Source organism: Streptomyces sp. NPDC021012 (assembly GCF_044333355.1).
In the GTDB taxonomy this organism is placed as follows: Bacteria; Actinomycetota; Actinomycetes; order Streptomycetales; family Streptomycetaceae; genus Streptomyces.
On sequence record NZ_JBIRQU010000005.1, the window covers coordinates 550,381 to 572,622 of the forward strand.

Annotated in this window: 17 protein-coding genes, 4 tRNA genes and 1 other RNA gene; 13 read left to right on the top strand and 9 right to left on the bottom strand. The window is 70.3% G+C overall.

Features of this window, described 5'->3' with window-relative positions:
* Positions 1–43: 43 nt before the first annotated feature.
* The gene (locus ACH4TP_RS20105; protein WP_398438687.1) at positions 44–1,564 is read right to left on the bottom strand and encodes a DnaB-like helicase N-terminal domain-containing protein; all 1,521 of its coding nucleotides are present in this window, start codon (positions 1,562–1,564) and stop codon (positions 44–46) included.
* A 322-nt stretch (positions 1,565–1,886) separates the two neighbouring features.
* Here ACH4TP_RS20105 and ACH4TP_RS20110 point away from each other — a divergent pair, with 322 nt between their 5' ends.
* The 3 genes from ACH4TP_RS20110 (at position 1,887) to ACH4TP_RS20120 (ending at position 4,610) form a co-directional block, all read left to right on the top strand.
* Entirely contained in the window at positions 1,887–2,381 is a 495-nt protein-coding gene (locus ACH4TP_RS20110) for a helix-turn-helix transcriptional regulator (protein WP_398438726.1), read from the top strand.
* A 169-nt stretch (positions 2,382–2,550) separates the two neighbouring features.
* Positions 2,551–2,847, top strand: a complete 297-nt coding sequence (locus ACH4TP_RS20115) for a helix-turn-helix domain-containing protein (protein ID WP_398438688.1) — start codon at positions 2,551–2,553, stop codon at positions 2,845–2,847.
* The gene (locus ACH4TP_RS20120) at positions 2,844–4,610 is read left to right on the top strand and encodes a tyrosine-type recombinase/integrase (protein WP_398438689.1); all 1,767 of its coding nucleotides are present in this window, start codon (positions 2,844–2,846) and stop codon (positions 4,608–4,610) included. The genes ACH4TP_RS20115 and ACH4TP_RS20120 overlap by 4 nt, the downstream gene beginning before the upstream one ends.
* A 148-nt stretch (positions 4,611–4,758) precedes the next feature.
* On the opposite strand, the gene ACH4TP_RS20125 is transcribed toward ACH4TP_RS20120, so the two are convergent.
* From ACH4TP_RS20125 to ACH4TP_RS20135, 3 genes are all read right to left on the bottom strand, one after another.
* The gene (locus ACH4TP_RS20125) at positions 4,759–5,508 is read right to left on the bottom strand and encodes a PaeR7I family type II restriction endonuclease (RefSeq protein WP_398438690.1); all 750 of its coding nucleotides are present in this window, start codon (positions 5,506–5,508) and stop codon (positions 4,759–4,761) included.
* Between the two features lie 25 nt (positions 5,509–5,533).
* Entirely contained in the window at positions 5,534–7,165 is a 1,632-nt protein-coding gene (locus ACH4TP_RS20130; protein WP_398438691.1) for an Eco57I restriction-modification methylase domain-containing protein, read from the bottom strand.
* A 351-nt stretch (positions 7,166–7,516) separates the two neighbouring features.
* Positions 7,517–7,604: transfer RNA gene (locus ACH4TP_RS20135), tRNA-Ser, on the bottom strand.
* Between the two features lie 118 nt (positions 7,605–7,722).
* Here ACH4TP_RS20135 and ffs point away from each other — a divergent pair.
* The 6 genes from ffs to ACH4TP_RS20165 all read left to right on the top strand — a co-directional run bounded on the left by ffs (position 7,723) and on the right by ACH4TP_RS20165 (position 16,193).
* Positions 7,723–7,821, top strand: an RNA gene (gene ffs, locus ACH4TP_RS20140) — signal recognition particle sRNA small type.
* 84 nt (positions 7,822–7,905) lie between these two features.
* The gene (locus ACH4TP_RS20145) at positions 7,906–10,035 is read left to right on the top strand and encodes a DNA polymerase III subunit gamma and tau (RefSeq protein ID WP_398438692.1); all 2,130 of its coding nucleotides are present in this window, start codon (positions 7,906–7,908) and stop codon (positions 10,033–10,035) included.
* A 61-nt stretch (positions 10,036–10,096) separates the two neighbouring features.
* Entirely contained in the window at positions 10,097–11,350 is a 1,254-nt protein-coding gene (gene purD, locus ACH4TP_RS20150; RefSeq protein ID WP_398438693.1) for a phosphoribosylamine--glycine ligase, read from the top strand.
* Positions 11,351–11,630: 280 nt separating this feature from the next.
* Complete coding sequence (locus ACH4TP_RS20155) at positions 11,631–13,541, top strand: hypothetical protein (protein WP_398438694.1); 1,911 nt, start codon at positions 11,631–11,633, stop codon at positions 13,539–13,541.
* Between the two features lie 168 nt (positions 13,542–13,709).
* Positions 13,710–15,170 (top strand): N,N-dimethylformamidase beta subunit family domain-containing protein, encoded by a 1,461-nt coding sequence (locus tag ACH4TP_RS20160; RefSeq protein WP_398191534.1) that lies wholly within the window; start codon positions 13,710–13,712, stop codon positions 15,168–15,170.
* Positions 15,171–15,284: 114 nt separating this feature from the next.
* Positions 15,285–16,193 carry a phosphoribosylaminoimidazolesuccinocarboxamide synthase gene (locus tag ACH4TP_RS20165; protein ID WP_389237933.1) on the top strand — a complete coding sequence of 303 codons (909 nt, stop codon included), beginning with the start codon at positions 15,285–15,287 and terminating at the stop codon, positions 16,191–16,193.
* 112 nt (positions 16,194–16,305) lie between these two features.
* Here the strand turns inward: ACH4TP_RS20165 and ACH4TP_RS20170 are convergent.
* From ACH4TP_RS20170 to ACH4TP_RS20185, 4 genes are all read right to left on the bottom strand, one after another.
* Positions 16,306–16,378: transfer RNA gene (locus ACH4TP_RS20170), tRNA-Gly, on the bottom strand.
* Positions 16,379–16,511: 133 nt separating this feature from the next.
* Positions 16,512–16,584, bottom strand: a tRNA-Gly gene (locus ACH4TP_RS20175).
* An 84-nt stretch (positions 16,585–16,668) separates the two neighbouring features.
* Positions 16,669–16,740: transfer RNA gene (locus ACH4TP_RS20180), tRNA-Gly, on the bottom strand.
* Between the two features lie 257 nt (positions 16,741–16,997).
* Positions 16,998–17,339 (bottom strand): Lsr2 family protein, encoded by a 342-nt coding sequence (locus tag ACH4TP_RS20185; protein ID WP_398438695.1) that lies wholly within the window; start codon positions 17,337–17,339, stop codon positions 16,998–17,000.
* A 365-nt stretch (positions 17,340–17,704) separates the two neighbouring features.
* On the opposite strand from ACH4TP_RS20185, the gene purS reads away from it, so the two are divergent.
* From purS to purL, 3 genes are read left to right on the top strand one after another with little or no spacing between them, the layout of a single operon-like run.
* Positions 17,705–17,950 carry a phosphoribosylformylglycinamidine synthase subunit PurS gene (gene purS / locus ACH4TP_RS20190; protein WP_015035032.1) on the top strand — a complete coding sequence of 82 codons (246 nt, stop codon included), beginning with the start codon at positions 17,705–17,707 and terminating at the stop codon, positions 17,948–17,950.
* Positions 17,947–18,627: a phosphoribosylformylglycinamidine synthase subunit PurQ gene (purQ, locus tag ACH4TP_RS20195; RefSeq protein ID WP_398191531.1), complete on the top strand. Its 681-nt coding sequence runs from the start codon at positions 17,947–17,949 to the stop codon at positions 18,625–18,627. The genes purS and purQ overlap by 4 nt, the downstream gene beginning before the upstream one ends.
* Entirely contained in the window at positions 18,627–20,876 is a 2,250-nt protein-coding gene (gene purL, locus ACH4TP_RS20200; protein ID WP_398191529.1) for a phosphoribosylformylglycinamidine synthase subunit PurL, read from the top strand. The genes purQ and purL overlap by 1 nt, the downstream gene beginning before the upstream one ends.
* A gap of 61 nt (positions 20,877–20,937) precedes the next feature.
* Here the strand turns inward: purL and ACH4TP_RS20205 are convergent, their stop codons facing one another.
* A complete protein-coding gene (locus ACH4TP_RS20205) occupies positions 20,938–21,348 on the bottom strand; it encodes a nuclear transport factor 2 family protein (RefSeq protein ID WP_398438696.1) in 411 nt (136 codons plus the stop codon).
* A gap of 66 nt (positions 21,349–21,414) precedes the next feature.
* Here ACH4TP_RS20205 and ACH4TP_RS20210 point away from each other — a divergent pair, with 66 nt between their 5' ends.
* A complete protein-coding gene (locus ACH4TP_RS20210; RefSeq protein ID WP_398438697.1) occupies positions 21,415–22,203 on the top strand; it encodes a sterol carrier family protein in 789 nt (262 codons plus the stop codon).
* The last annotated feature ends 39 nt before the right edge of the window (positions 22,204–22,242 follow it).

A 22,242-nucleotide genomic window follows, 5' to 3' on the forward strand; every position in this document is an offset into this window, starting at 1 on the left:
CGTGTACGGTCGCGTGAACGCTTTCGGGGGTCGGTGCGGGGGTTCAGCCGACGGCGGTGAGGTGGCGGGCGGAGGCGTAGTAGCGGGCCTGTCGGCCGCCTCCGACCCCTCCGGCCATGCCGTCGGCCTTCGTAGCCAGGCCGCTGTCGACGAGGCTGCTGAGGTGACGTCGTGCCTTCTCGATGTCGGCGCGTTCAGGGTCGTCGCCGCCGATGAGGATGGCCGCCAGCTCGCGTGCGCTCAGCCCGTTGGGGGCGTTGCGCAGCAGGGCGGCGGGGTCCTTGGTGGGGTCGACGGTGGTGGTGCCGCGCACGTGGTCGTGCGTGACGTCCAGGGGGCCGACTTCACCGGTGGAGGTCTTGAGGTGGTGCAGGGTGACCGCGGGGTCGCCTGCCCGGCCGCTCACGAACAGGACGCTGCCCGCGCCGGAGGTGAACCAGGTGGAGCCATAGACCTGGTCCAGGCTGGGGCGCTGGCCGCGCGGCGCGTCGGCCGTGGCCTTCCGCTGGTGGTGCAGCTCCATGATCTCCACGCCGTTGCGAATGGCGCGCATGCGGGCGTTGTGGAAGGCGACCGCGAGGCTGTCGTCGACCATCGTGCTGACCGCGTCCTTGAGGCTGTCGATCACGATGGTGTCGGCCTGGTGGGCGGCGGCGAGGTCGGCGAGGAGGTCGGGCTCCTTGTCGAGCGAGGCGGGCAGCGGACCCTCCCAGACCACGAGCCGCTCGCGCAGGATCTTCTCGTCGGTGGGGAAGACGCGGCGGGCCATGGCCTTGGCGATCTGCTTCGGCCGGTCCATTGCCAGGTAGAGCACGCGCCTGCTGGGGGCGACGGGCATTTCCAGGACGGTCTCCTGCAGGCCGATGCGGGCGAAGATCACCTGATGGGCCAGGGTCGTCTTGCCGACGCCCGGAGCGCCGACGATCATCAGGCTCTCGCCGGAGGCCCAGACGGTCTTCTCACGGGTGCCCCACAGGGGCTCGGTGTCCGCGCCGCTCTCTTTGACGAACGACCATCCGTTGGTGGCGAAGCGGGACAGCCGTCCCTGTCCCGAGGCGAGTGCGCGCTCGCGTTCGGCGCGTACTTCCGCTTCGACCTCGCTGCGGATCGCCTCGGGATCAGCGCCGGGTTCCTGGGCCCGCTGGAGGGTCCGTACAGCGGAGGTCATCAGGCGGCGTAGGTCGGCCTTCGCGCGGACGATCTCCGCGTGGTGCTCGGCGCTGCCGGTTCCGTAGGGCGCATCGGCGAGCTGGAACACATAGGTGGGACCGCCGACCCGTTGCAGATCGCCTTGCTGCTGGAGCAGTTCGGTGAGGACGATCGGGTCGGTCGGCTTGTCCTCGCGGTGCTGGGTGAGGAGCGCGCGCCAGATGGTCTCGTGGGCGGGCCGGTAAAAGGCGTCGTCGCCGAGGACGGGCCGGACCGCGTCGATGACGTCGGCTTTGTGCATGCAGGCGCCAAGGACCGCGCGCTCGGCGTCCAGGTTGAACGGAGGTTCCGTCGGGGTGGGACCTTCGTCGAAGTGGGATGGCGTCTGGGATGGCAGGGTCGTACCCTGGGTCACGGAGCTCCTCATCCGGCAGGCCATTACGGGGCGGCAACCCCGGCCTCCGGTTTCGATCGTTCAGGGATGGATGGTTGTGCGGTGGAGCCTCTACTTCGGCCCCGGTGTTCGTAGCACCGGGGCCGCTTGCGTGTGCGGATCCGTCCGCCGCTGTACGGCGGACTACGACCATAGCCGAGATTTTCGGCAGCGCAACGCCTTGCATTTCATTCCGCAACGATGTTTAGTTGTGGATGCTGGCCCCAGTGGACCCGTTGTCGCGTGAAGGGAGGTGCGAGTGAGCGGTGAGGAAGGTGCGGAGCGCGCCGGCCCCGGTCGTCCGATGCCGGAGGAGCACGTCGCTGCCCGCATCAAGCTGGAGCGCGAGGTCCGCGGTTGGAGCACGGTGAAGCTCGCCGAGGAGATGGCCGCCGTCGGCCATCCGATCAACCAGTCGGCGATCTGGCGCATCGAGAGCGGCAAACCCCGTCGCAGGGTCAACCTCGACGAGGCGCTCGGCTTCTGCAAGGTCTTCGACATCACCATGCAGGACCTGACGGGGCCGCCAGGAGAGCTGGCCACGCCCCGCATTCGTGAGCTTGTCCGTGAGTACGTCCAGATGACGCGGGAGTACCACCAACTGCGAGCGGCGATCGACCGGAACCAGATGCACCTGCACGAAATCGACATGGAACTCAACGCATACGGGGACAAGGGCCCCGAGCAGAGAGGACAGGTCGACGAACTCCTCCGGCTCGAAGAACGAGCCCTGCAGAGGAGCCTGCACCCATCCCGGGCGCACCTGCGAAACCAGGGGAAGCCACCCACCGGCGAATAGTCGGCCGCTGTCCCCTTACGGCGCTACGAACGCTGAGACCCCCCACGCACGGCGACCTCCGTCGCCGACGATCATCCAACGACCCATCCATCCCTGAACGATGCCACCGGCCAGGCCGACGGGAGTTGCCGCTCCCGCGACGCTGCGATGCCGGCGGGAGGAGTACCCCATGCCACAGCCCGCGCTGCCCATTTCCCAGATAGCCCACCTCCTGGACGTCCCCGAAGACGCCCTGCGCACTTTGATGGTCGAGCGGCGATCCGCCGGCGACACGACCCTGGTCGCCCTCACCGTTGCCGAGGCAGCTCGCCGGATCGGCATCGGCCGCACCAAGCTGTACGAGTACGTCTCCTCCGGCGAGATCGCCTCGGTCAAGATCGGTAGCTTGCGGCGCATCCCAGCGGAGGCGTTGAACGACTTCCTGGCCCGCCGTCTGTCGGCGACCGACTTCGGGGCCGCCGCGTGACGCGAGCCTCCGCACCGAAGCCCCGCCAGCCCAACGGCGCCTCGTCCATCTATCTCGGCAAGGACGGCCGCTGGCACGGTCGCGTCACCGTCGGCGTCAAGGACGATGGCACCCCGGACCGTCGCCACGTCGGCCGCAAGACCCGCGCCGAGGTCACCAAGCTCGTACGCGAGCTGGAGCGGCAGCGCGACAAGGGCGCCGTCCGCAAGGCAGGCCAGTCGTGGACCGTGAAGACGTGGCTCGCCCACTGGGTCGAGAACATCGCCGCCTCGCACGTCTCGGAGAACACGATCGATGGCTACCGGGTGGCGGTCTACCACCACCTCATCCCCGGCCTCGGCGCCCACCGCCTGGAGAGGCTCGACCCCGAACACCTGGAGCGCTTCTACAAGAAGATGCAGGACAACGGCAGCGCCGCTGGCACCGCACACCAGGCGCACCGCACGATCCGCACGGCGCTGAACGAGGCCGTGCGCCGCAAGCACCTCACCGCGAACCCGGCCTCCATCGCCAAGGCCCCCAAGGTCGAAGAGGAGGAGGTCGAGCCGTACACGGTCGAGGAGGTCCAGCGGCTCCTCGCCGAAGCGGGCAAGCATCGCAACACCGCCCGCTGGGTCATCGCGCTCGCTCTCGGCCTGCGCCAGGGCGAGGTTCTCGGCATGCAGTGGGACGACGTCGACTTCGAGCTCGGAGTCATCCGCGTACGCCGTGGCCGGCTGCGGCCCCGCTACAAGCACGGCTGCGGCGACCGCTGCGGACGCAAGCCCGGCTTCTGCCCCCAGAAGATCAACACCCGCCGCGAGACGAAGAACGCCAAGTCCCGCGCTGGCCAGCGACCTATCGGCGTACCCGAAGAGCTGCTCCAGCTCCTGCGCCGGCACAAGGAGGGTCAGGCCCGTGAGCGAACCGTGGCCCGCGACCTCTGGACGGAGAAGGGGTACGTTTTCACCTCGCCCACCGGCGAGCCCCTGAACCCGAACACCGACTACCACAAATGGAAGGAGCTCCTGAAAGCCGCCGGCGTCCGCGACGCCCGCCTCCACGACGCCCGCCACACCGCGGCGACGGTCCTGCTCATCCTCGGCGTCTCCGACGCAGTTGTCGACGCAATCATGGGCTGGGAACCTGGCAAGTCCGCCCGGATGCGCCGCCGCTACCAGCACCTGACCAGCCGCGTCCTCAAGGACACCGCTGCCAAGATCGGCGGCCTCCTGTGGGGCACGGACCAGGCTGCGGAAAGTGCCGCGCCGGACGCTGGCCAGAGTCCCGTCCCCGCCGACCTGGTGGTCCACGTCGCCCGCCTCGGCGAGCGGCGTGTGCCCTTCCTCCACCGTGAGCATGCCGACGAGGTCGTAGCGCGCTGGAGCGAGGACTGGCCCGACCACCCTGCCGAGGTCGAGGAATGGGATCGCTGGCGCTGGGAACACCAGGGCCCCGGCGGCGCGAGCGCCATCCGTGACCGTGTACCGGAGCGGGCTGTGGTCTTCCACGCCCGAGCCCTCTTCCTCCCCGGCGGGGAACGCGCGGCGACCGGGGTTCCGGAGCAGTGGTCGGTACCGGCCTGGGACTTCGAGACCGACCGCTACACCGACCGCGCCTCTGCCTGGCGCACGGCCCGACGACCCGGCATGGGCCAGGAGGTCGAGGCCCAGGTGCGAGGCACGGACAAGGCCGCCGTGGAGGTGGCCTTCGCGGCGGCGTGTGCTCAGGCCGTGGACCGAGCCCGAAACCCGGGAAAGTACGGCGACACCGACGAGTGGTAGTTGGTGCGCATGAGAGAGGGCCCCGACCTGTCTGGTCGGGCCCTCTGCGTTCTCGTTCGATCCGGTCCCGATGGCAGTAGGAGACCGGCTGGCATCTCACGCATGGGCCGGTTCGGAGGTGTCATCTCACCTCCTGGTGCAATATGCGCTAATGCGTCAATTCGTCGAACACATCGTCCGGCAGCGTCTTGATGTACGCGATGCGTGCACGGATGGCTGCCTCGAGATTGGCCAACGACAAGCTCACCGACGGCTCGGTGAAGTGTTCGCTGCCTGCCTCGGCGGTGAGTAGAGCGACAGCGTCGTAGTTGCCCTCCTTGACCATGCGTTCGAAGAAGATCTTGTAGCGCCCTATGTACGACGCCCCCTCGAAGATCGGGTCCGCCGGGAACGGCATGTTCTTGGGCACCTTGACCGTGCTCAACGATCCCGGTGCGCTTTCTACGAGCATGATGAAACCGAACCAGGGCTTCAACTGGCCAAACAGGCCGCGCTCCGCGGCCATCTGGGAGTCGGCCGCGAGCCCGAGGGCTTCCTCTGTCCGGTTGTTGAAGTTGTTGCCGAACGAGGGGCCTCGCTGGGACTTGAACTCCATCGCCGCGATCAGGGAGCCGCGGTAGAGCACCAGGAGGTCCCAGTTCTTCGCTGGCCGAAAGTACGCCGGGAGATTGTTGTGACCGGTCGTTCGCACCTCAAGGGTGACATCCGGATTGTCGCGCCATATTTTCGCCACGACTTCTTGCATCGCGTCCATCTGCTTGCCGCCCGTGACGGCTGCCCGGTTGCCAGTGTCCTTGACCCCGGTCGCCTGCCCCTGCTTGGCGGCCTGAAGGTCCAGGCCAGTCCAGTAGCCGAGAACAGCAGCGCGCCAGGTCTCGACAGGTGTCAGGTCGCTCATGACCCCTCTTCTTCTGTTCGGATCCTCAGATGCTGCCAGCAGGCAGCCCGTACGCTTCTTCGGCCGCACGCGTCGCAGCCGCCCTGTCGCCGGCCCGGAACGCGTCACGGAGCCTGGAGGCGATGTCGTCGGGGATCGCTTCGGGGCGCGGAACGGCGATCTTCCGCAGGTACTGTGCCTGGAATCGCAGCGTGCCGCCACGCATCTTCACGCCATAGGCACTCACGAAGGCCTCTGCGATCCGGGACAGCAGCAACCCGCCAAGCACTTCCATGTCCCACGACGACGAGACGATGTAGTACAGGTTGTGGTGCGGGTAGTAGCCACCCGGCTCTAGCACTGGTGTGATCTGGGCTTTCATGTCCTGAAGAAGTAGCTTCGGCTGTTCGGCGAGGCCCGGATAGACCTTGTCGATCGTGCGGTGCCAGGTGTTCGGGTTCTTCCTCGCGACGAAGCGCTTCTTGACGTTCGGGTGCGACGCAAGCGCGTCCGCGAACTTCGGGTAGTCCGCGAGATCCACGAGCCTGCCTTCGTCGTCCCATGGGTTCAGCAGCATCTTCGTAGGCGTCGTGAGGTGACCTGCGCGAATGTCGTCGGCCATGACGATGGGTGTCAGCCGATCTTGCTCGACGTCAATGCCAGCGTCTGGGCTGATGATGTAGGCCCTGTCGGCTCCGGTCGCGACCCCAATGCTGATCTTCGTCGTGCCGTCGGCTTCCAGCGTCGGGAAATTCTCCTGTAGGTGCTCCAGCAGCTTGATCGTGTGAGGGGATCCCGCGGGCCAGAAGTCATCGGTCTCGAACCAGCTGGGCAGGCGTGCGCCCTCCCACCCCTGGCCTGAGGCCTCCTCCACCGTGCCCCGCACGAACGCCAGGGCCTCACTCGCGGAGGCCGCTCCGAATGTGGCAGTAGTGTCGATGAACGTGGAGCTGCCCTGCTCGGAGTTGGCCAGTACCGTGATCGCCGGATAGGCCGAGACCTCTGCTTCAAATGCGTCCACGTCGTGCATCTGCCACACGGACTCGACCGCGTAGCGTGAGGTCACGAGACCCCGCAGGTGCTTCCCGTAGGCGTTCCGCATCCAACGGTCCGCGCAGATGAACCCAAGCTTCCCGCCGCTTGCGAGCATGGATAGCGATCGCTCATAGAAGCCGACGTAGATGTCCGCCCGTCCACGCATCGTCCGCCAGGTCTTGCGGTAGGCAGCCTCGGTCTCATCATCGAGGTCTTCGGTGCGGATGTACGGCGGGTTGCCGATCACGAAATCGACATCCGTCGGTACCTCATCGAGAAGGAAGTCGCCGTGACGCAGCCAGCCTGCAGACAGAGCTCGGGCCTCTGTGGGACTTGCCCCAGCGGCTTGGAGCATGTCTGCCGACTTCTTCCGGCAGGTCGAGACATGCTCGTGCTGGAGATCGAGACCGTACAGACAGCCAGCCAGTGCCGGCAGCTCCGTGCCATGGACCCTTGCAGACTCGAGCAGTCGCTCTAGTACGGGGACGAAAAACGCTCCGGACCCGATTGACGGCTCAACGAGCTTCATCTGGGTGAGGTCCTTGTTTGCCGTATAGCCGACCAGATCAAGAATCGTCTCGACGACCCACCGACGGGTGAAGACCTCGCCGTACTCGACCTCGTCGGGGGCAGCTGCAGCCATGGGTTCCTCTCGTCATGGCTCACTGCACGAGCCTTCACTTCAAGGCTATCGGTGGGCACGACCGCCAGAGGACTTCCCACAACTACTCGGATTCGTGGCTCCACGGCGGCTCGTCGAAGGTCTCCTCCATGGTCAGCGGAGTCCAGCCTCCTGTGTGCCTCTGACAACAGCCACGTGATGCAGCAGGGCAGCCGCTGGCTGATCAACCCCGGACTCACCCGCACCACAGGCGCGGTTGCGCAGGTTCATGACCGGCCGCTCGCGCCAACTGAGACCAAAACTGAGACCACACACGTCGAAGGGCCCCACTGCAAGCAGTGGGGCCCTTCGACAACGTGCCCGGTGAGGCACTGGCGGAGGATACGAGATTCGAACTCGTGAGGGGTTGCCCCCAACACGCTTTCCAAGCGTGCGCCCTAGGCCTCTAGGCGAATCCTCCGTGGAGAACATTACATGACCGGAGGGGGTGCTCGCGCACGCCGTCCGGAGCGGGGGGTGGGGGAAGGTCGCAGGTGGGTGAGGGGGGCCGGGGGAGGCGCGGGATCGGGTACGCTGGGCGCAGCCCCTCACGCGGTGCTATCTGACTGAACTCCCCCAGGGCCGGAAGGCAGCAAGGGTAGGTCGGCTCTGGCAGGTGCGTGGGGGGCGCTTGCGTTCCCGCGGATGTTCCCCATGGGTGTTCCCCGCGGACGTCGGTCGGGTTTCCCGGGTTGTCGGTGGGCGCCTATAACCTCGTATACGTGTCGTCTCTCGCGCTGTACCGCCGCTATCGCCCCGAGTCCTTCGCCGAGGTCATCGGGCAGGAGCATGTCACCGACCCGTTGCAGCAGGCCCTGCGGAACAACCGGGTCAATCACGCGTACCTGTTCAGCGGGCCCCGCGGGTGCGGGAAGACGACCAGTGCGCGCATCCTCGCGCGGTGTCTGAACTGCGAGCAGGGGCCGACGCCCACTCCGTGCGGTGAGTGCCAGTCCTGTCGGGACCTCGCGCGGAACGGGCCGGGGTCGATCGACGTCATCGAGATCGACGCCGCTTCGCACGGTGGTGTGGACGATGCCCGTGACCTGCGGGAGAAGGCCTTCTTCGGGCCCGCGTCCAGCCGGTACAAGATCTACATCATCGACGAGGCCCACATGGTCACCTCGGCGGGCTTCAACGCCCTGCTGAAGGTGGTCGAGGAGCCGCCGGAGCACCTGAAGTTCATCTTCGCCACGACCGAGCCCGAGAAGGTCATCGGGACCATCCGGTCCCGGACGCACCACTACCCGTTCCGGCTGGTGCCGCCGGGGACGCTCAGGGACTACCTCGGCGAGGTGTGCGGGCGCGAGGGCATCCCCGTCGAGGACGGGGTGCTGCCGCTCGTCGTGCGCGCCGGCGCCGGGTCCGTGCGTGACTCGATGTCCGTCATGGACCAGCTGCTCGCGGGTGCCGCCGATGACGGTGTGACGTACGCCATGGCGACCTCTCTTCTCGGTTATACGGACGGGTCCCTGCTGGACTCCGTCGTCGACGCGTTCGCGGCCGGGGACGGCGCCGCCGCGTTCGAGGTCGTCGACCGGGTCGTCGAGGGCGGGAACGATCCCCGGCGGTTCGTCGCCGACCTCCTTGAGCGGCTGCGGGACCTCGTGATCCTCGCCGCCGTGCCCGACGCCGCCGAGAAGGGGCTCATCGACGCCCCCGTCGACGTCCTGGAGCGCATGCAGGCCCAGGCGTCCGTGTTCGGGGCCGCCGAGCTCAGCCGGGCCGCCGATCTCGTCAACGCGGGGCTGACCGAGATGCGCGGTGCCACCTCGCCCCGGCTCCAGCTGGAGCTGATCTGCGCGCGCGTGCTGCTGCCCGCCGCCTTCGACGACGAGCGTTCCTTCCAGGCGCGGCTCGACCGACTGGAGCGCGGGGCGGCCGCCGCGCCCGCGCCCGTCTTCACGCCCGGACCCCCGGCGCCCGCCATGGGGTACGTGCCCGGGCCCGAGGCCCACACCCCGATGGCCCCGCCCCCGCCGGCCCCGACGCCCGTCCAGCAGCCCGCGCCCGCGCCCGCGCCCACCTCCGCCCCCGTACCGGCTCCTGTGCAGGAACAGGCCCGGCCCGGTGCCTGGCCCGGTGCCGCCACCCCCGGCGGCGGTGCCCCCGGTGCCTGGCCCGGCGCGTCCGCCGCGCCCGCCGCGCCCGCCGCCCCGGCCCCCGCGCCCGTACAGCAGCAGTCCGCGCCGCAGGCCCCCGCTCCGGCCGCCGGTGGCGGTGGTGGTGGCGGGGACACGGCCCAGGTGCGGAACCTGTGGCCGCAGATCCTCGACGCGGTGAAGAACCGGCGCCGCTTCACCTGGATCCTGCTCAGCCAGAACGCGCAGGTGGCCGGGTTCGACGGTACGACCCTCCAGCTCGGCTTCCTCAACGCCGGAGCCCGCGACAACTTCGCGAGCAGCGGCAGCGAGGAGGTCCTCAAGCAGGCCCTCGCCGAGCAGTTCAACGTGAACTGGAAGATCGAGGCGATCATCGACCCCTCGGGCGGCGCCTCGCCCCCGCCCGCCGCCACCGGCTTCGGCGGTTCCGGCGGCACCGGAGGATTCAACAACGGCGGCGGCTTCGGCGGCGGTCGGCCCGCCGCTCCCGCGCCCGCCTTCCAGCAGGCCCCGTCCCCCGCCCCCGTACAGGCGCAGCCGGCCCAGGCCCCGGCTCCCGCGCCCGTGCAGCAGCAGTCCGCGCCGGCCCCCGCGCCCGCGTACAGCCCGCCGGCGCCGCAGCCCGTGGCGCCCGAGGACGACATCCCGGAGGAGGACGACCCGGATCTCGTCGAGTCGGCGCTGTCCGGGCACGACCTGATCGTGCGCGAGCTCGGCGCCACGGTTGTGGAGGAATATCCGAACCAGTAGGGGCGTCTCGCTCGGTGGCCCGCACAAAGGGCATCCCGTCCAGCGGGCTACCCTGGCAGGCGTGAAGGTCCTCGTCATCGGCGGCGGCGCCCGCGAACACGCCCTGTGCCGCTCTCTCTCCCTCGATCCCGACGTCACCGCTCTGCACTGCGCGCCCGGCAACGCCGGAATCGCGGAGGTCGCCGAGCTGCACCCCGTCGACCAGCTGGACGGCGCTGCCGTCGCCGCGCTCGCCACCGAGCTGGGCGCCGAGCTCGTCGTCGTCGGCCCGGAGGCCCCGCTCGTCGCCGGCGTCGCCGACGCCGTCCGCGCGGCCGGCATCCCCGTCTTCGGCCCGTCTCAGGAGGCGGCGCAGCTGGAGGGCTCCAAGGCCTTCGCCAAGGACGTCATGGCGGGCGCGGGGGTCCCCACCGCCCGCAGCTACGTCTGCACGACCCCTGAGGAGATCGACGAGGCGCTCGACGCCTTCGGCGCTCCGTACGTGGTCAAGGACGACGGCCTCGCCGCCGGCAAGGGCGTCGTCGTCACCGAGGACATCGAGGCGGCCCGCGCCCACGCGCTCGCGTGCGACCGGGTCGTCATCGAGGAGTTCCTCGACGGTCCCGAGGTCTCCCTCTTCGCGATCACCGACGGCACGACCGTCCTCCCGCTGAAGCCCGCGCAGGACTTCAAGCGCGCGCTCGACGGCGACGAGGGCCCGAACACCGGCGGCATGGGCGCCTACTCGCCGCTGCCCTGGGCCGACCCGAAGCTGGTCGACGAGGTCCTGGAGACCGTCCTGCAGCCGACGGTCGACGAGCTGCGCCGCCGCGGCACGCCGTTCTCCGGCCTCCTCTACGCGGGTCTGGCGATCACCAGCCGCGGCGTCCGGGTCATCGAGTTCAACGCGCGCTTCGGCGACCCCGAGACCCAGGTCGTCCTGGCCCGTCTGAAGACCCCGCTCGCGGGCGTCCTGCTGCACTCCGCCAACGGCACCCTGGCCGACCAGGCCCCGCTGAGCTGGAGCGACGACGCCGCCGTGACCGTGGTCATCGCCTCGCACAACTACCCGGGCACCCCGCGCACGGGCGACCCGATCGAGGGCCTGGACGAGGTCGCGGAGAAGGACGCCCCGCACGCGTACGTGCTCCACGCCGGTACGAAGCGGGGCGAGGACGGCGCGGTCCTGAGCGCCGGCGGGCGCGTCCTCTCGGTCACCGCCACCGGTTCGGACCTGGCGCAGGCCCGCGAGCGCGCGTACGCGGCGGTCGGCCGCATCCGCCTTGACGGTTCGCAGCACCGTACGGACATCGCGCGGAAGGCCGCCGAAGCCTGATCCGGGCGTATTTCGCCTGAATTCTCTTGATTCCACTTGTGGCCGTGTGGTGCGGAAGCTGTGCACCACACGGCCACATGTGCGCCATCACCTTTACCCAAAGCCATTCCATCGAGTGACGGCTCGGCCATACGGATGACGCCCGCCACAGCCCCAACTAGGGTGCGGCGAAGGCATTCCGGCACTTGGCCCACCGGCATTGCGATGTCAGTGACGGGTGCCACAGTGGGGGAGTGAGCAACACCGCCACAGGCAGTCCCGTCGAGGGCAGGAGGGGGTGATGAACGGCGTGTCCGGTACCGGTTCCGTTGTCGGCGAGGAGTGGGGTGCGCGTGCCGCGCGCTCCCGGGCCCTCGCCGTCCTCCGTGTCCGCGGCAGGGCCCTGGGCCTCGCGGTGCTCCCCGCGGCGGTGGCCGTCGTCCTGTACGCGGGCGGGGTCACCGGCCACTTCACCGGAGCGGGCTGGGACACGGCCCGCTGGGTCGTGACCGTCCTCGCCGTGCTCGTCCTCCTCGCCTCCGCCGCCGTCGCCCTCGTCATCGCCCGGGCCCGCCCGGCGGCCACGCCGACGGTGGAGCTCGCCGAGACCGCCGCCCCCGACCTGTACCGGCTCGTCCGCGACCTCGCCGACCGGCTCGGCGTCCCCGCGCCCGCCGCGATAGCCCTCACCCCGGACTGCGACAGCTGGCTGGAGGACCGCACCCACCGGGCCCACCGCCACCTCCACCGCACCTCCGGCGGCGACGGCGCCCCCGTCCTGGTCATAGGCTCGCCCTTCCTGTGGTGGATGCGCGTCGGCGAGCTCCGGGCGGTCCTCGCCCCCGTCGTCGCCGGTACGGGACCCGCCGCCCACCCCGACATAGCCGCCGCCCGCCGCTTCGTCCGCGGCCTCGACGCCGCCGTCGCCGTGCCCCGGACCCCCGGCCTCGACCCGGTCCGCCGGCTCGGCGCCCAGGGCGTCGGGCAGGTCGCCCGCGTGCTGCTCCGCGCCTGTCGCGGCCACGCCGCCGAGATGGAGCGCGGCGTCGCCGCCGCCGGTTCGGAGCGGGCCCAGGCCGTGGACTACGGCGTGCGGATCGTCGCCCAGGAGCAGGTCGGCCTCGCCTACGCCGGCTGGGACCGCCTGCTCACCCGGGTCGCGCTGCCCGCCTGGCGCATGGGCCGCTGGCCCGCCAAGCTCGACGCGGGCGTGGTCTCCGCCCTGACCGAGCTCTCCCGCCGCGACCGGCTCGCGGACGGCTTCTCCTCCCGGCTCGGGGAGCGCCCCGCCTGCGACCTCCTGGAGGAGCCCGGCGCCGTCGACGAGGCCACCTCGCTGCTCGCCGCCCGCCTCTTCCACGGCGGCCCCGCCGCGCCCGGACCCGACTGGGCCCCGGTGGAGTGGAGCCAGTACCCGGAGGAGGTCGTCGACCGGAAGTGGCGCACCGACGCCGCCCGCCTCCACCAGGCCCTCGACGGCCTGGGCGTCCCCGGCACCGGTGACTCCCCCTCCTCCGACGACGCCCCCGGCCCGACCCTGACCCGGGTCATGGCCCACCTGACGACTGCCCGGCCCGAGGCGGGTGCGGGCGTGGGTGCGAGTACGGGTGCGGAGAGTGGGACCGGGACGGAGACCGGCGGCGAGGCCGGACCCGGGGACGAGCACGGGATCGACGCCGATCTGGACGCCGGGCGCGACGAGCACGCCGATCTCGGCGAGCACGACGACCTCACCGACCTCAACGAGCACGACGAGCACGACGACGACCCCGTCAACCCCGCCGCCGACGCGCTCGCCGGTGCGCTCAGCGCGCTCGTGGCGCGGGAGGAGGCGGCCCGGGAGGCGCGGGTCGCGGCGGCGGCCGAGGAGGCGGCCCGTACCGAGGAGAAGGGGAGCGGCACCACGGCCCCGTACGTGGTCAGCGGTCCCGACGGACCCCTGCCGCTGTTCCCGCTCCAGCCGCCCCGTACCGGCCGCGACCTGCTCGCCGACCACGTGACCGCGATGGTCTGCTGCGCGGCCGTCGACACCGCCGAGGCCGCCCCCGGCCTCGACTGGCTCGACGGGCCGGCCCTGCTCGTCGGCGGCGAGCGGGCGGCGGACCTCGGCCCCCGGGTGCTCGCCCTCGTCGAGGACGGCGACCCGGAGCCCCTGCGGGTCTGGCTCCGCCGCACCGGGGTGCGCCCGGAGAAGCCCGTACGCCTGGTCTGAGGCCCGCCGTACCGGCAGGTACCCGGAGCGCTGTCTTCCACTCTCACCGATTCACGACGAACGGTGACGGAGTGCGTGCGTTATGTGATGTGCTGGAGACCGTCAATGACAGCGGCACGATCCACAGGCACTGACCGGTCGACCGGGGGAGTCGAGGGAGGGGCGCACATGGGGGCGGAGCAGATCAGACGGTGGGAGTCGGGTGCGCTGGCGCACGCCGTCTCCGATCCCTTCGGCCAGGGCCCGCTGCCCTGGCTGCGCGGCTCGGACAACTACTTCGACGACACCGGCCAGATGGTCCCCTGGTACGCGGACGAGGTCCTGGCCCGGGGCGGCAGCGGCGGCCCGCGCACGGCCGACGACGTCCGGCGCCAGATCAAGGGCTTCGCGTCCGACGGGGCCGTGGCGCCGGGCGAGTCGATCGATTTCCACATCACCGTGGACCCGCCGCAGCAGTTCTCGGTCGACGTCTACCGGATCGGGCACTACGGCGGCGACGGCGCCGCGAAGATCACCACCAGTCCGCGCCTCTCGGGGATCGTCCAGCCGCCCCCGCTCACCGCCGACCGCACGGTCTCCTGCCACCACTGGTGGCAGTCCTGGCGGCTCCAGGTCCCCTCGTACTGGTCGATCGGCGCGTACGTCGCCGTCCTCACCACCGCCGACGGCTACCGCTCGCACATCCCCTTCACGGTCCGCGACAACCACCCGGCGGATCTGCTCCTCGTCCTCCCGGACGTGACCTGGCAGGCGTACAACCTCTACCCGGAGGACGGCCACACCGGCGCCAGCCTCTACCACGCCTGGGACGAGGAGGGCCGGCTGCTCGGCGAGGAGGAGGCGGCGGTCACGGTCTCCTTCGACCGGCCGTACGCGGGCGCGGGGCTGCCCCTGCACGTCGGGCACGCCTACGACTTCATCCGCTGGGCCGAGCGCTACGGCTACGACCTGGCGTACGCGGAGACCCGCGACCTGCACGCGGGCCGGGTCGACCCGGGCCGCTACCGGGGGCTGGTCTTCCCCGGCCACGACGAGTACTGGTCGGCGCCGATGCGCCGGACCGTCGAACTCGCCCGCGACCAGGGCACCTCGCTCGTCTTCCTCTCCGCCAACACCATGTACTGGCAGGTGGAGCTGGGCCCTTCGCCGTCCGGGGTGCCGGACCGCCTCCTCACCTGCCGCAAGCGCCGCGGCCCCGGCCGCCCGGCGCTCTGGCGCGAGGTGGACCGGCCCGAGCAGCAGCTCCTCGGCATCCAGTACGCGGGCCGGGTGCCCGAACCGCACCCGCTGGTCGTGCGGAACGCCGACCACTGGCTCTGGGAGGCCACCGGCGCGGGCGACGGCGACGAGCTCCCGGGCCTGGTCGCGGGCGAGGCCGACCGCTACTACCCGCGCACCGCGCTCCCGGAGCACCAGGGCCGCATCCTGCTCTCCCACTCGCCGTACCGGGACAGCGAGGGCGCGGTGCGCCACCAGGAGACGAGCCTCTACCGGGCCCCGTCCGGCGCCTGGGTCTTCGCGTCCGGCACCTTCGCCTGGTCGCCGGCGCTCGACCGGCCGGGCCATGTCGACGCCCGGGTGCAGCGCGCCACGGCGAACCTCCTCGACCGCATCTGCAAGAGGCACTGAGAGGAGGAGCGGGAGACGGGACTGAGCGGGGGGTCACAGGGCCCGGCGGCCGGATCCCCCCTCCCGTGCGAGAGAATCGGACACGTTCCCTGGATCAACCTACGCGGAGGAACCGTGTCCGGATTCGTAGAAAAGCCCGAGCCCGTCCAGGTCCCGGGCCTGACCCATCTCCACACGGGCAAGGTCCGCGACCTGTACCGGAACGAGGCGGGCGACCTCGTCATGGTGGCGAGCGACCGCATGTCGGCCTACGACTGGGTGCTGCCCACCGAGATCCCCGACAAGGGCCGGGTCCTGACCCAGCTCTCCCTGTGGTGGTTCGACCAGCTCGCCGACCTGGTCCCGAACCACGTGCTCTCCACCGAGCTGCCGGCCGGCGCCCCCGCCGACTGGGCGGGCCGCACGCTGATCTGCATGTCGCTGGACATGGTCCCGGTCGAGGCCGTCGCCCGCGGCTACCTCACCGGCTCCGGCCTCCTGGAGTACGACGAGTCCCGCACGGTCTGCGGCCTCGCGCTCCCCGAGGGCCTGACCGACGGCTCCGAGCTGCCCGCGCCGATCTTCACCCCGGCCACCAAGGCCGCCGTCGGCGACCACGACGAGAACGTCTCGTACGAGGAGGTCGCCCGCCAGGTCGGCGCCGAGACGGCCGCGCTGCTGCGCCAGACGACCCTCGCCGTGTACGGCCGGGCCCGGGACATCGCCCGCGAGCGCGGGATCATCCTCGCCGACACCAAGTTCGAGTTCGGCTTCGCGGGCGAGGCGCTCGTCCTCGCCGACGAGGTCCTCACCCCGGACTCCTCCCGCTTCTGGCCGGCCGACCAGTGGCAGCCGGGCCGTGCCCAGCCCTCGTACGACAAGCAGATCGTGCGGAACTGGCTGACCTCCCCGGCCTCCGGCTGGGACCGCAAGAGCGAGCAGCCGCCGCCGGCGCTCCCGCAGGAGGTCGTGGAGAAGACCCGCGCCAAGTACATCGAGGCGTACGAGCTGCTGACCGGGAACACCTGGTCCGACAGCTTCTAGTCGGCAGACGCCGTACGGGCCCGCAAGGAGGCCCGTACGGCGTCCCGGCCCCGGCCACCGCGTACACACGACGAAGGCCCCGGTTCCTGAGAACCGGGGCCTTCGTTTCTTGAGCGGACGACGAGATTCGAACTCGCGACCCTCACCTTGGCAAGGTGATGCTCTACCAACTGAGCCACGTCCGCCTGCGCCGTAGCGCGCTGCTAACTATACCCAACCTCGCGGGTGCTCGTGACACACCACCGTGTGGGGCCCTTCACACCCTCCGGGAACACGACAAAGGCCCCGGTTCCTGAGAACCGGGGCCTTTGATCCCTGAGCGGACGACGAGATTCGAACTCGCGACCCTCACCTTGGCAAGGTGATGCTCTACCAACTGAGCCACGTCCGCATTGCTACCGGTCAGCTTTCGCTGCTCGGTGCGAGCACCACTCTACCTGATCCACCGGAGTGGTCGGTAACGCGTTTCTCGCAGAGCGGGTGACAGGGATTGCACACTGCGCCTTCCCCCTGGAAGGGGGCTGTTCTGCTACTGAACTACACCCGCACGCTGCTGGGGACTTGGCTTTTCGGCCTCGCCCCTCGGCGTGATCCAGACTCTAGCGGATCAAGGGGGGTGCAATGCAAATCGGCTCCGCGCCCCCCGCCCCGCCGCCTCCGCGCCCCCGTCCCCTAGGGGTCCCGGCCCCCGAGAGTCCCGGCCCCTGAGAGCTCCGTCCCCTGAGAGTCCCGTCCCCTGAGAGTCCCGGCCCCTGAGAGTCCCGGCCCCCGAGGGTCCCGTCCCCGGGAGCCAGGGCCTCCCGCTCAGCTCGCCGCGCGGAAGGCCTCGTAGACCCGCTTCGGGATCCGGCCGCGGGCGGGGACGTCCATCTTGTTGGACTGGGCCCAGGCGCGGACCGCCGCCGGGTCGGGGGCTAGGGCGGTGTGGGTGTACGAGGCCGCCGGGGCGCTCCGGCCGGCCGTCGCCCGGGCCGGCAGCTTGCGGCCGGCGGCGAGGTAGGGCGCGAGTGCCTTGCGGAGTTTCTTTGCATTGGCAGCATTCAGGTCGATCTCGTACATCTTCCCGTCGAGACCGAACGCGACCGTTTCAGCCGCTTCTCCGCCTTCGATGTCATCGGAGAGAGTGACCACCACACGCTGAGCCACGGATATCGGTCCTTTCCTGCGGCCGCCGGGGTCGGTAGGCGCTTGTGGCGCCTCTGACGTGCGACGATGCCGACCTTACGGCTGTGCCGGGACAATGCTGATTTCTTCTGGATTCCTTTGTACAGGGGTGGGCGTCGCAGGGGGAAGCCCCACCAATTGTTTCAGCGTGTCCCGGTGCAATGCGGTCCGCAATATTTCACTCGAATTTTGGGCGGGGGCGCGTGTCCGGCACCTGGTGCCTGTTCGTGTGACGCACGCCGCCCCGAACCGGGCTTTTGTAGGATCCTTCAGATCTCTACCCGCGTAGAATTTGGAGGCAGGTACGCTGAGGGAACCGCCCACGCAACACACCACCGGGAGTGCCAGTGGCACGCGTCGTAGTCGACGTCATGCTCAAGCCGGAGATTCTCGACCCTCAGGGGCAGGCGGTGCAGCGTGCACTGCCTCGCCTGGGATTCGCCGGAATCGCCGACGTCCGTCAGGGGAAGCGCTTCGAGCTGGAGGTGGAGGGACCGGTCGACGACGCCGCCCTCGCCCGCATCCATGAGATGGCCGAAACCTTCCTTGCCAACACCGTGATCGAAGACTTCGTCGTGAAGGTGGAGTCGTGACCGCACGCATCGGCGTCGTCACGTTCCCCGGAACGCTCGACGACCAGGACGCGCTGCGGGCCGCCCGCCTGGCGGGCGCCGAGCCCGTCTCGCTCTGGCACCGCGACAAGGACCTCAAGCAGGTCGACGCCGTGGTCCTGGCCGGCGGCTTCTCCTACGGCGACTACCTGCGGGCCGGAGCCATCTCCCGCTTCTCGCCGGTGATGGAGAGCATCATCGAGCAGGCCAAGGCGGGCATGCCCGTCCTCGGCATCTGCAACGGCTTCCAGATCCTCACCGAGGCCCATCTGCTGCCGGGCGCGATGCTGCGCAACAACCACCTCCACTTCATCTGCCGCGACCAGAAGCTGCGGGTGGAGAACGCGGAGACCGCCTGGACCTCGGACTACTCCGCGGGCCAGGAGATCGAGGTCCCGCTCAAGAACATGGACGGCCGCTACGTCGCCGACGAGCGCACGCTCGACGAGCTGGAGGCCGAGGGGCGGGTCGCCTTCCGCTACCTGGACATGAACCCCAACGGCTCGCTGCGCGACATCGCGGGCATCACCAACGCCGCGGGCAACGTGGTCGGCCTCATGCCGCACCCGGAGCACGCCGTCGAGCCGCTGATCGGCACCGGCAAGACGGACGGCCTCGGTTTCTTCACCTCGATCCTCAAGAAGCTGGTCAACGCCTGATGAGCCTCGACACCGTCAAGCACGCGAGCGAGACGCCGGACAGCGAGCAGCCCTGGAAGGAGCTCGGCCTCAAGGAGGACGAGTACGCGCGCATCCGCGAGATCCTCGGCCGCCGTCCCACCGGCGCCGAGCTCGCCATGTACTCCGTCATGTGGTCCGAGCACTGCTCCTACAAGAGCAGCAAGGTCCACCTGAAGCAGTTCGGCGAGAAGACCCCCGCCAACGACGCCATGCTCGTCGGCATCGGCGAGAACGCGGGCGTCGTCGACGTCGGCCAGGGGTACGCGGTCACCTTCAAGGTCGAGTCGCACAACCACCCCTCGTACATCGAGCCCTACCAGGGCGCGGCCACCGGCGTCGGCGGCATCGTCCGCGACATCCTCGCCATGGGCGCCCGCCCGGTCGCGGTCGTCGACCCGCTGCGCTTCGGCGCGGCCGACCACCCCGACACCAAGCGCGTGCTGCCCGGTGTCGTCGCCGGCATCGGCGGCTACGGCAACTGCCTGGGCCTGCCGAACATCGGCGGCGAGGTCGTCTTCGACTCCTGCTACCAGGGCAACCCGCTGGTCAACGCCGGCTGCATCGGCGTGATGAAGCACGAGGACATCCACCTCGCCAAGGCCTCGGGCCCCGGCAACAAGGTCATCCTGTACGGCGCCCGCACGGGTGGCGACGGCATCGGCGGCGTCTCGGTCCTCGCGTCCGAGACCTTCGACGACACCAAGCCCACCAAGCGCCCCGCCGTCCAGGTCGGCGACCCCTTCCAGGAGAAGCTCCTCATCGAGTGCACCCTGGAGATCTTCAAGGAGAAGCTGGTCGCGGGCATCCAGGACCTCGGCGGCGCCGGGCTCTCCTGCGCCACGTCCGAGCTCGCCTCCGCCGGCTCCGGCGGCATGCGCGTCGACCTGGAGAAGGTCCACCTGCGCGACGCCACGCTCTCTCCTGAGGAGATCCTCATGAGCGAGTCGCAGGAGCGCATGTGCGCGATCGTCGAGCCGCAGCACGTCGACCGCTTCCTGGAGATCTGCGAGAAGTGGGACGTCATCGCCGTCGTCATCGGTGAGGTGACCGAGGGCGAGCGCCTGGAGATCTTCTGGCACGGCGAGCAGATCGTCGACGTGCCGCCGCGCTCCGTCGCCCACGAGGGCCCGACCTACCACCGGCCGTTCGCGCGCCCGGACTGGCAGGACGCCCTCCAGGCCGACGACGCGGGCAAGCTGCCCCGGCCGCAGAACGGCGCCGAGCTGAAGGACCAGGTCCTCAAGCTCGTCTCCTCGCCGAACCAGGCCTCGAAGTCCTGGATCACGAACCAGTACGACCGGTTCGTGCAGGGCAACACGGTCCTGGCGCAGCCCGAGGACGCCGGCATGGTCCGCATCGACGAGGAGACCAACCTCGGCGTGGCCATGGCGACCGACGGCAACGGCCGGTACGCGAAGCTCGACCCGTACACGGGCGCGCAGCTCGCGCTCGCGGAGGCGTACCGCAACGTCGCCGCCTCCGGTGCGAAGCCGCTGGCCATCTCGGACTGCCTGAACTTCGGTTCGCCCGAGGACCCGGCCGTGATGTGGCAGTTCGCCGAGGCCACCCGTGGTCTCGCGGACGGCTGCCTCCAGCTGGGCACCCCGGTGACGGGTGGCAACGTCTCCCTCTACAACCAGACCGGTGAGGTCGCCATCCACCCGACGCCCGTCGTGGCCGTCCTCGGTGTGATCGACGACGTCACCCGCCGCACCCCGATCGCCTTCGCGGAAGAGGGCCAGCTCCTCTACCTGCTGGGCGACACCAAGGAGGAGTTCGGCGGTTCGGCCTGGTCCGAGGTGATCCACCAGCACCTCGGCGGTCTGCCGCCGGCCGTGGACCTCGACCGGGAGAAGCTGCTCGGCGAGATCCTGATCTCGGCCTCCCGCGACGGCATGATCGACGCGGCGCACGACCTGTCCGACGGCGGTCTCGTGCAGGCGGTCGTCGAGTCCTGCCTGCGCGGCGGGAACGGCGCGCGCCTGGTCGTCCCCGAGGGCCTGGACGCCTTCACGTTCCTCTTCTCGGAGTCGGCGGGCCGTGCGGTCGTCGCCGTCCCGCGCAGCGAGGAGCTCCGCTTCACCGACATGTGCGGTGCGCGGGGTCTGCCGGCGACCCGCATCGGTGTGGTCGACGGCGACGCGGTCGACGTGCAGGGCGAGTTCGCGCTCTCCCTCACGGAGCTGCGCGAGGCGCACGAGGCGACGATCCCGGCCCTGCTGGCCTGATCGTCGGTACGCGTACGGTGTGAGCCCCCGTCCCTCGAAGGGCGGGGGCTCTCCCGTGTCCTCAGCCGTCCAGGGAGTAGAAGGCGTCGAGCTCGTCGATGTCCTCGACGCATTCGTCGATGTCGGAGACCTTGCCGCCGATGATGGTGAAGAACAGTGCGCCGGGCATCTCGATGCCCCGGTCGCCGTGTTCGGCGAACCACGTGTGGTTCGCGATGGCGTGGCCGCGTCCGTCGACGCAGATCGTGCCCAGCTCGACGCGCATGCTGCCGCCGGTGTACTCGCCCAGGTCCCGGTACATCGCGAGGATGTTGTCCCGGCCCTTGAAGTGGCCGCCGAACCGGGTGGTGCCCGGCGCGTGGTGCGTACAGTCGCTGGTCATCATGGAGCCCAGAGTCTCCATGTCACCGCTCTTGAAGGCTTCGTAGCCCCGCCGCACGAGGGCGGCGTCGGGGTGCTCGTGGTGGGTCATGGTCCCGTCACAGCCTCTCGCGAAAAGGGGACCTTCTCTTTCCAGTCTCGGCGCTAGCCTCGGGCCATGCCACCCGCCAAGAAGCGCCCTCGCAGGTACGACTCCGCCAAGATCCGCCCCGCCGTGCTCGCCCAGTTCGGGCACGTACGGGAGGCGGTGGCCGCGCTGACGCCCGAGCAGCTGGCCGGGCCGACGCGGCTGGGGGAGTGGACGGTACGGGACCTGGTGGGGCACTTCTCGATGGTGCTCGGCTCGGTCGTGCGGTACCTGGAGGCACCGGAGCCGGCGGCGCGGGAACTCGTCCTCCTCGACTGGCCCTTGGCCACGGTCACGGCGGCGGCCCGTATCGACGAGGACACCCGGGCGGTCGACACCGGCGACCCGGTGGGGCTCCTCGCGGCGACCGCGGCCCGCTACGAGGAGCTGGTCGCCGCCGCCTCCGACGAACGGCTGGTCCCGGCCCGCTTCGGCGCCATGACCCTCGGGGACTTCCTCGTGACCCGCACCGTCGAACTCGTCGTCCACACCGACGACCTGAACGCGGCGACCGGCGCCGACGTCCCGTACGACCGCCAGGCCCTCGCCGCCTGCACGCGGCTCCTCGCCGACGCGCTCGCGCAGAAGGCGCCGGGCGGGGCGGTGGAGGTGCGGATCCCGCCGTACGCCGTGGTGCAGTGCGTGGAGGGCCCCCGGCACACCCGGGGCACCCCGCCGAACGTGGTGGAGACGGACCCGCTGACCTGGCTCCGGCTCGCGACGGGCCGTACGGAGTGGGCGGTGGAGCTGGACGCGGCCCGCGTCAGCGCGAGCGGCGAGCGGGCGGACCTGAAGGACCTGCTGCCCCTCATGGGCTGACCGCAGGAACCGTACGGTCGCCCGCTCCGTCCCACCGAC

What these genes read in the sequence shown, in the direction of transcription:
- purL (WP_398191529.1), top strand. Translation starts at nt 18,627, where the DNA reads ATGAGCCTCGACACCGTCAAGCACGCGAGCGAGACGCCGGACAGCGAG.
- ACH4TP_RS20155 (WP_398438694.1), top strand. Translation starts at nt 11,631, where the DNA reads ATGAACGGCGTGTCCGGTACCGGTTCCGTTGTCGGCGAGGAGTGGGGT.
- ACH4TP_RS20130 (WP_398438691.1), bottom strand. Translation starts at nt 7,165, where the DNA reads ATGGCTGCAGCTGCCCCCGACGAGGTCGAGTACGGCGAGGTCTTCACC.
- ACH4TP_RS20160 (WP_398191534.1), top strand. Translation starts at nt 13,710, where the DNA reads ATGGGGGCGGAGCAGATCAGACGGTGGGAGTCGGGTGCGCTGGCGCAC.
- ACH4TP_RS20125 (WP_398438690.1), bottom strand. Translation starts at nt 5,508, where the DNA reads ATGAGCGACCTGACACCTGTCGAGACCTGGCGCGCTGCTGTTCTCGGC.
- ACH4TP_RS20110 (WP_398438726.1), top strand. Translation starts at nt 1,887, where the DNA reads ATGCCGGAGGAGCACGTCGCTGCCCGCATCAAGCTGGAGCGCGAGGTC.
- ACH4TP_RS20205 (WP_398438696.1), bottom strand. Translation starts at nt 21,348, where the DNA reads ATGACCCACCACGAGCACCCCGACGCCGCCCTCGTGCGGCGGGGCTAC.
- ACH4TP_RS20115 (WP_398438688.1), top strand. Translation starts at nt 2,551, where the DNA reads ATGCCACAGCCCGCGCTGCCCATTTCCCAGATAGCCCACCTCCTGGAC.
- ACH4TP_RS20210 (WP_398438697.1), top strand. Translation starts at nt 21,415, where the DNA reads ATGCCACCCGCCAAGAAGCGCCCTCGCAGGTACGACTCCGCCAAGATC.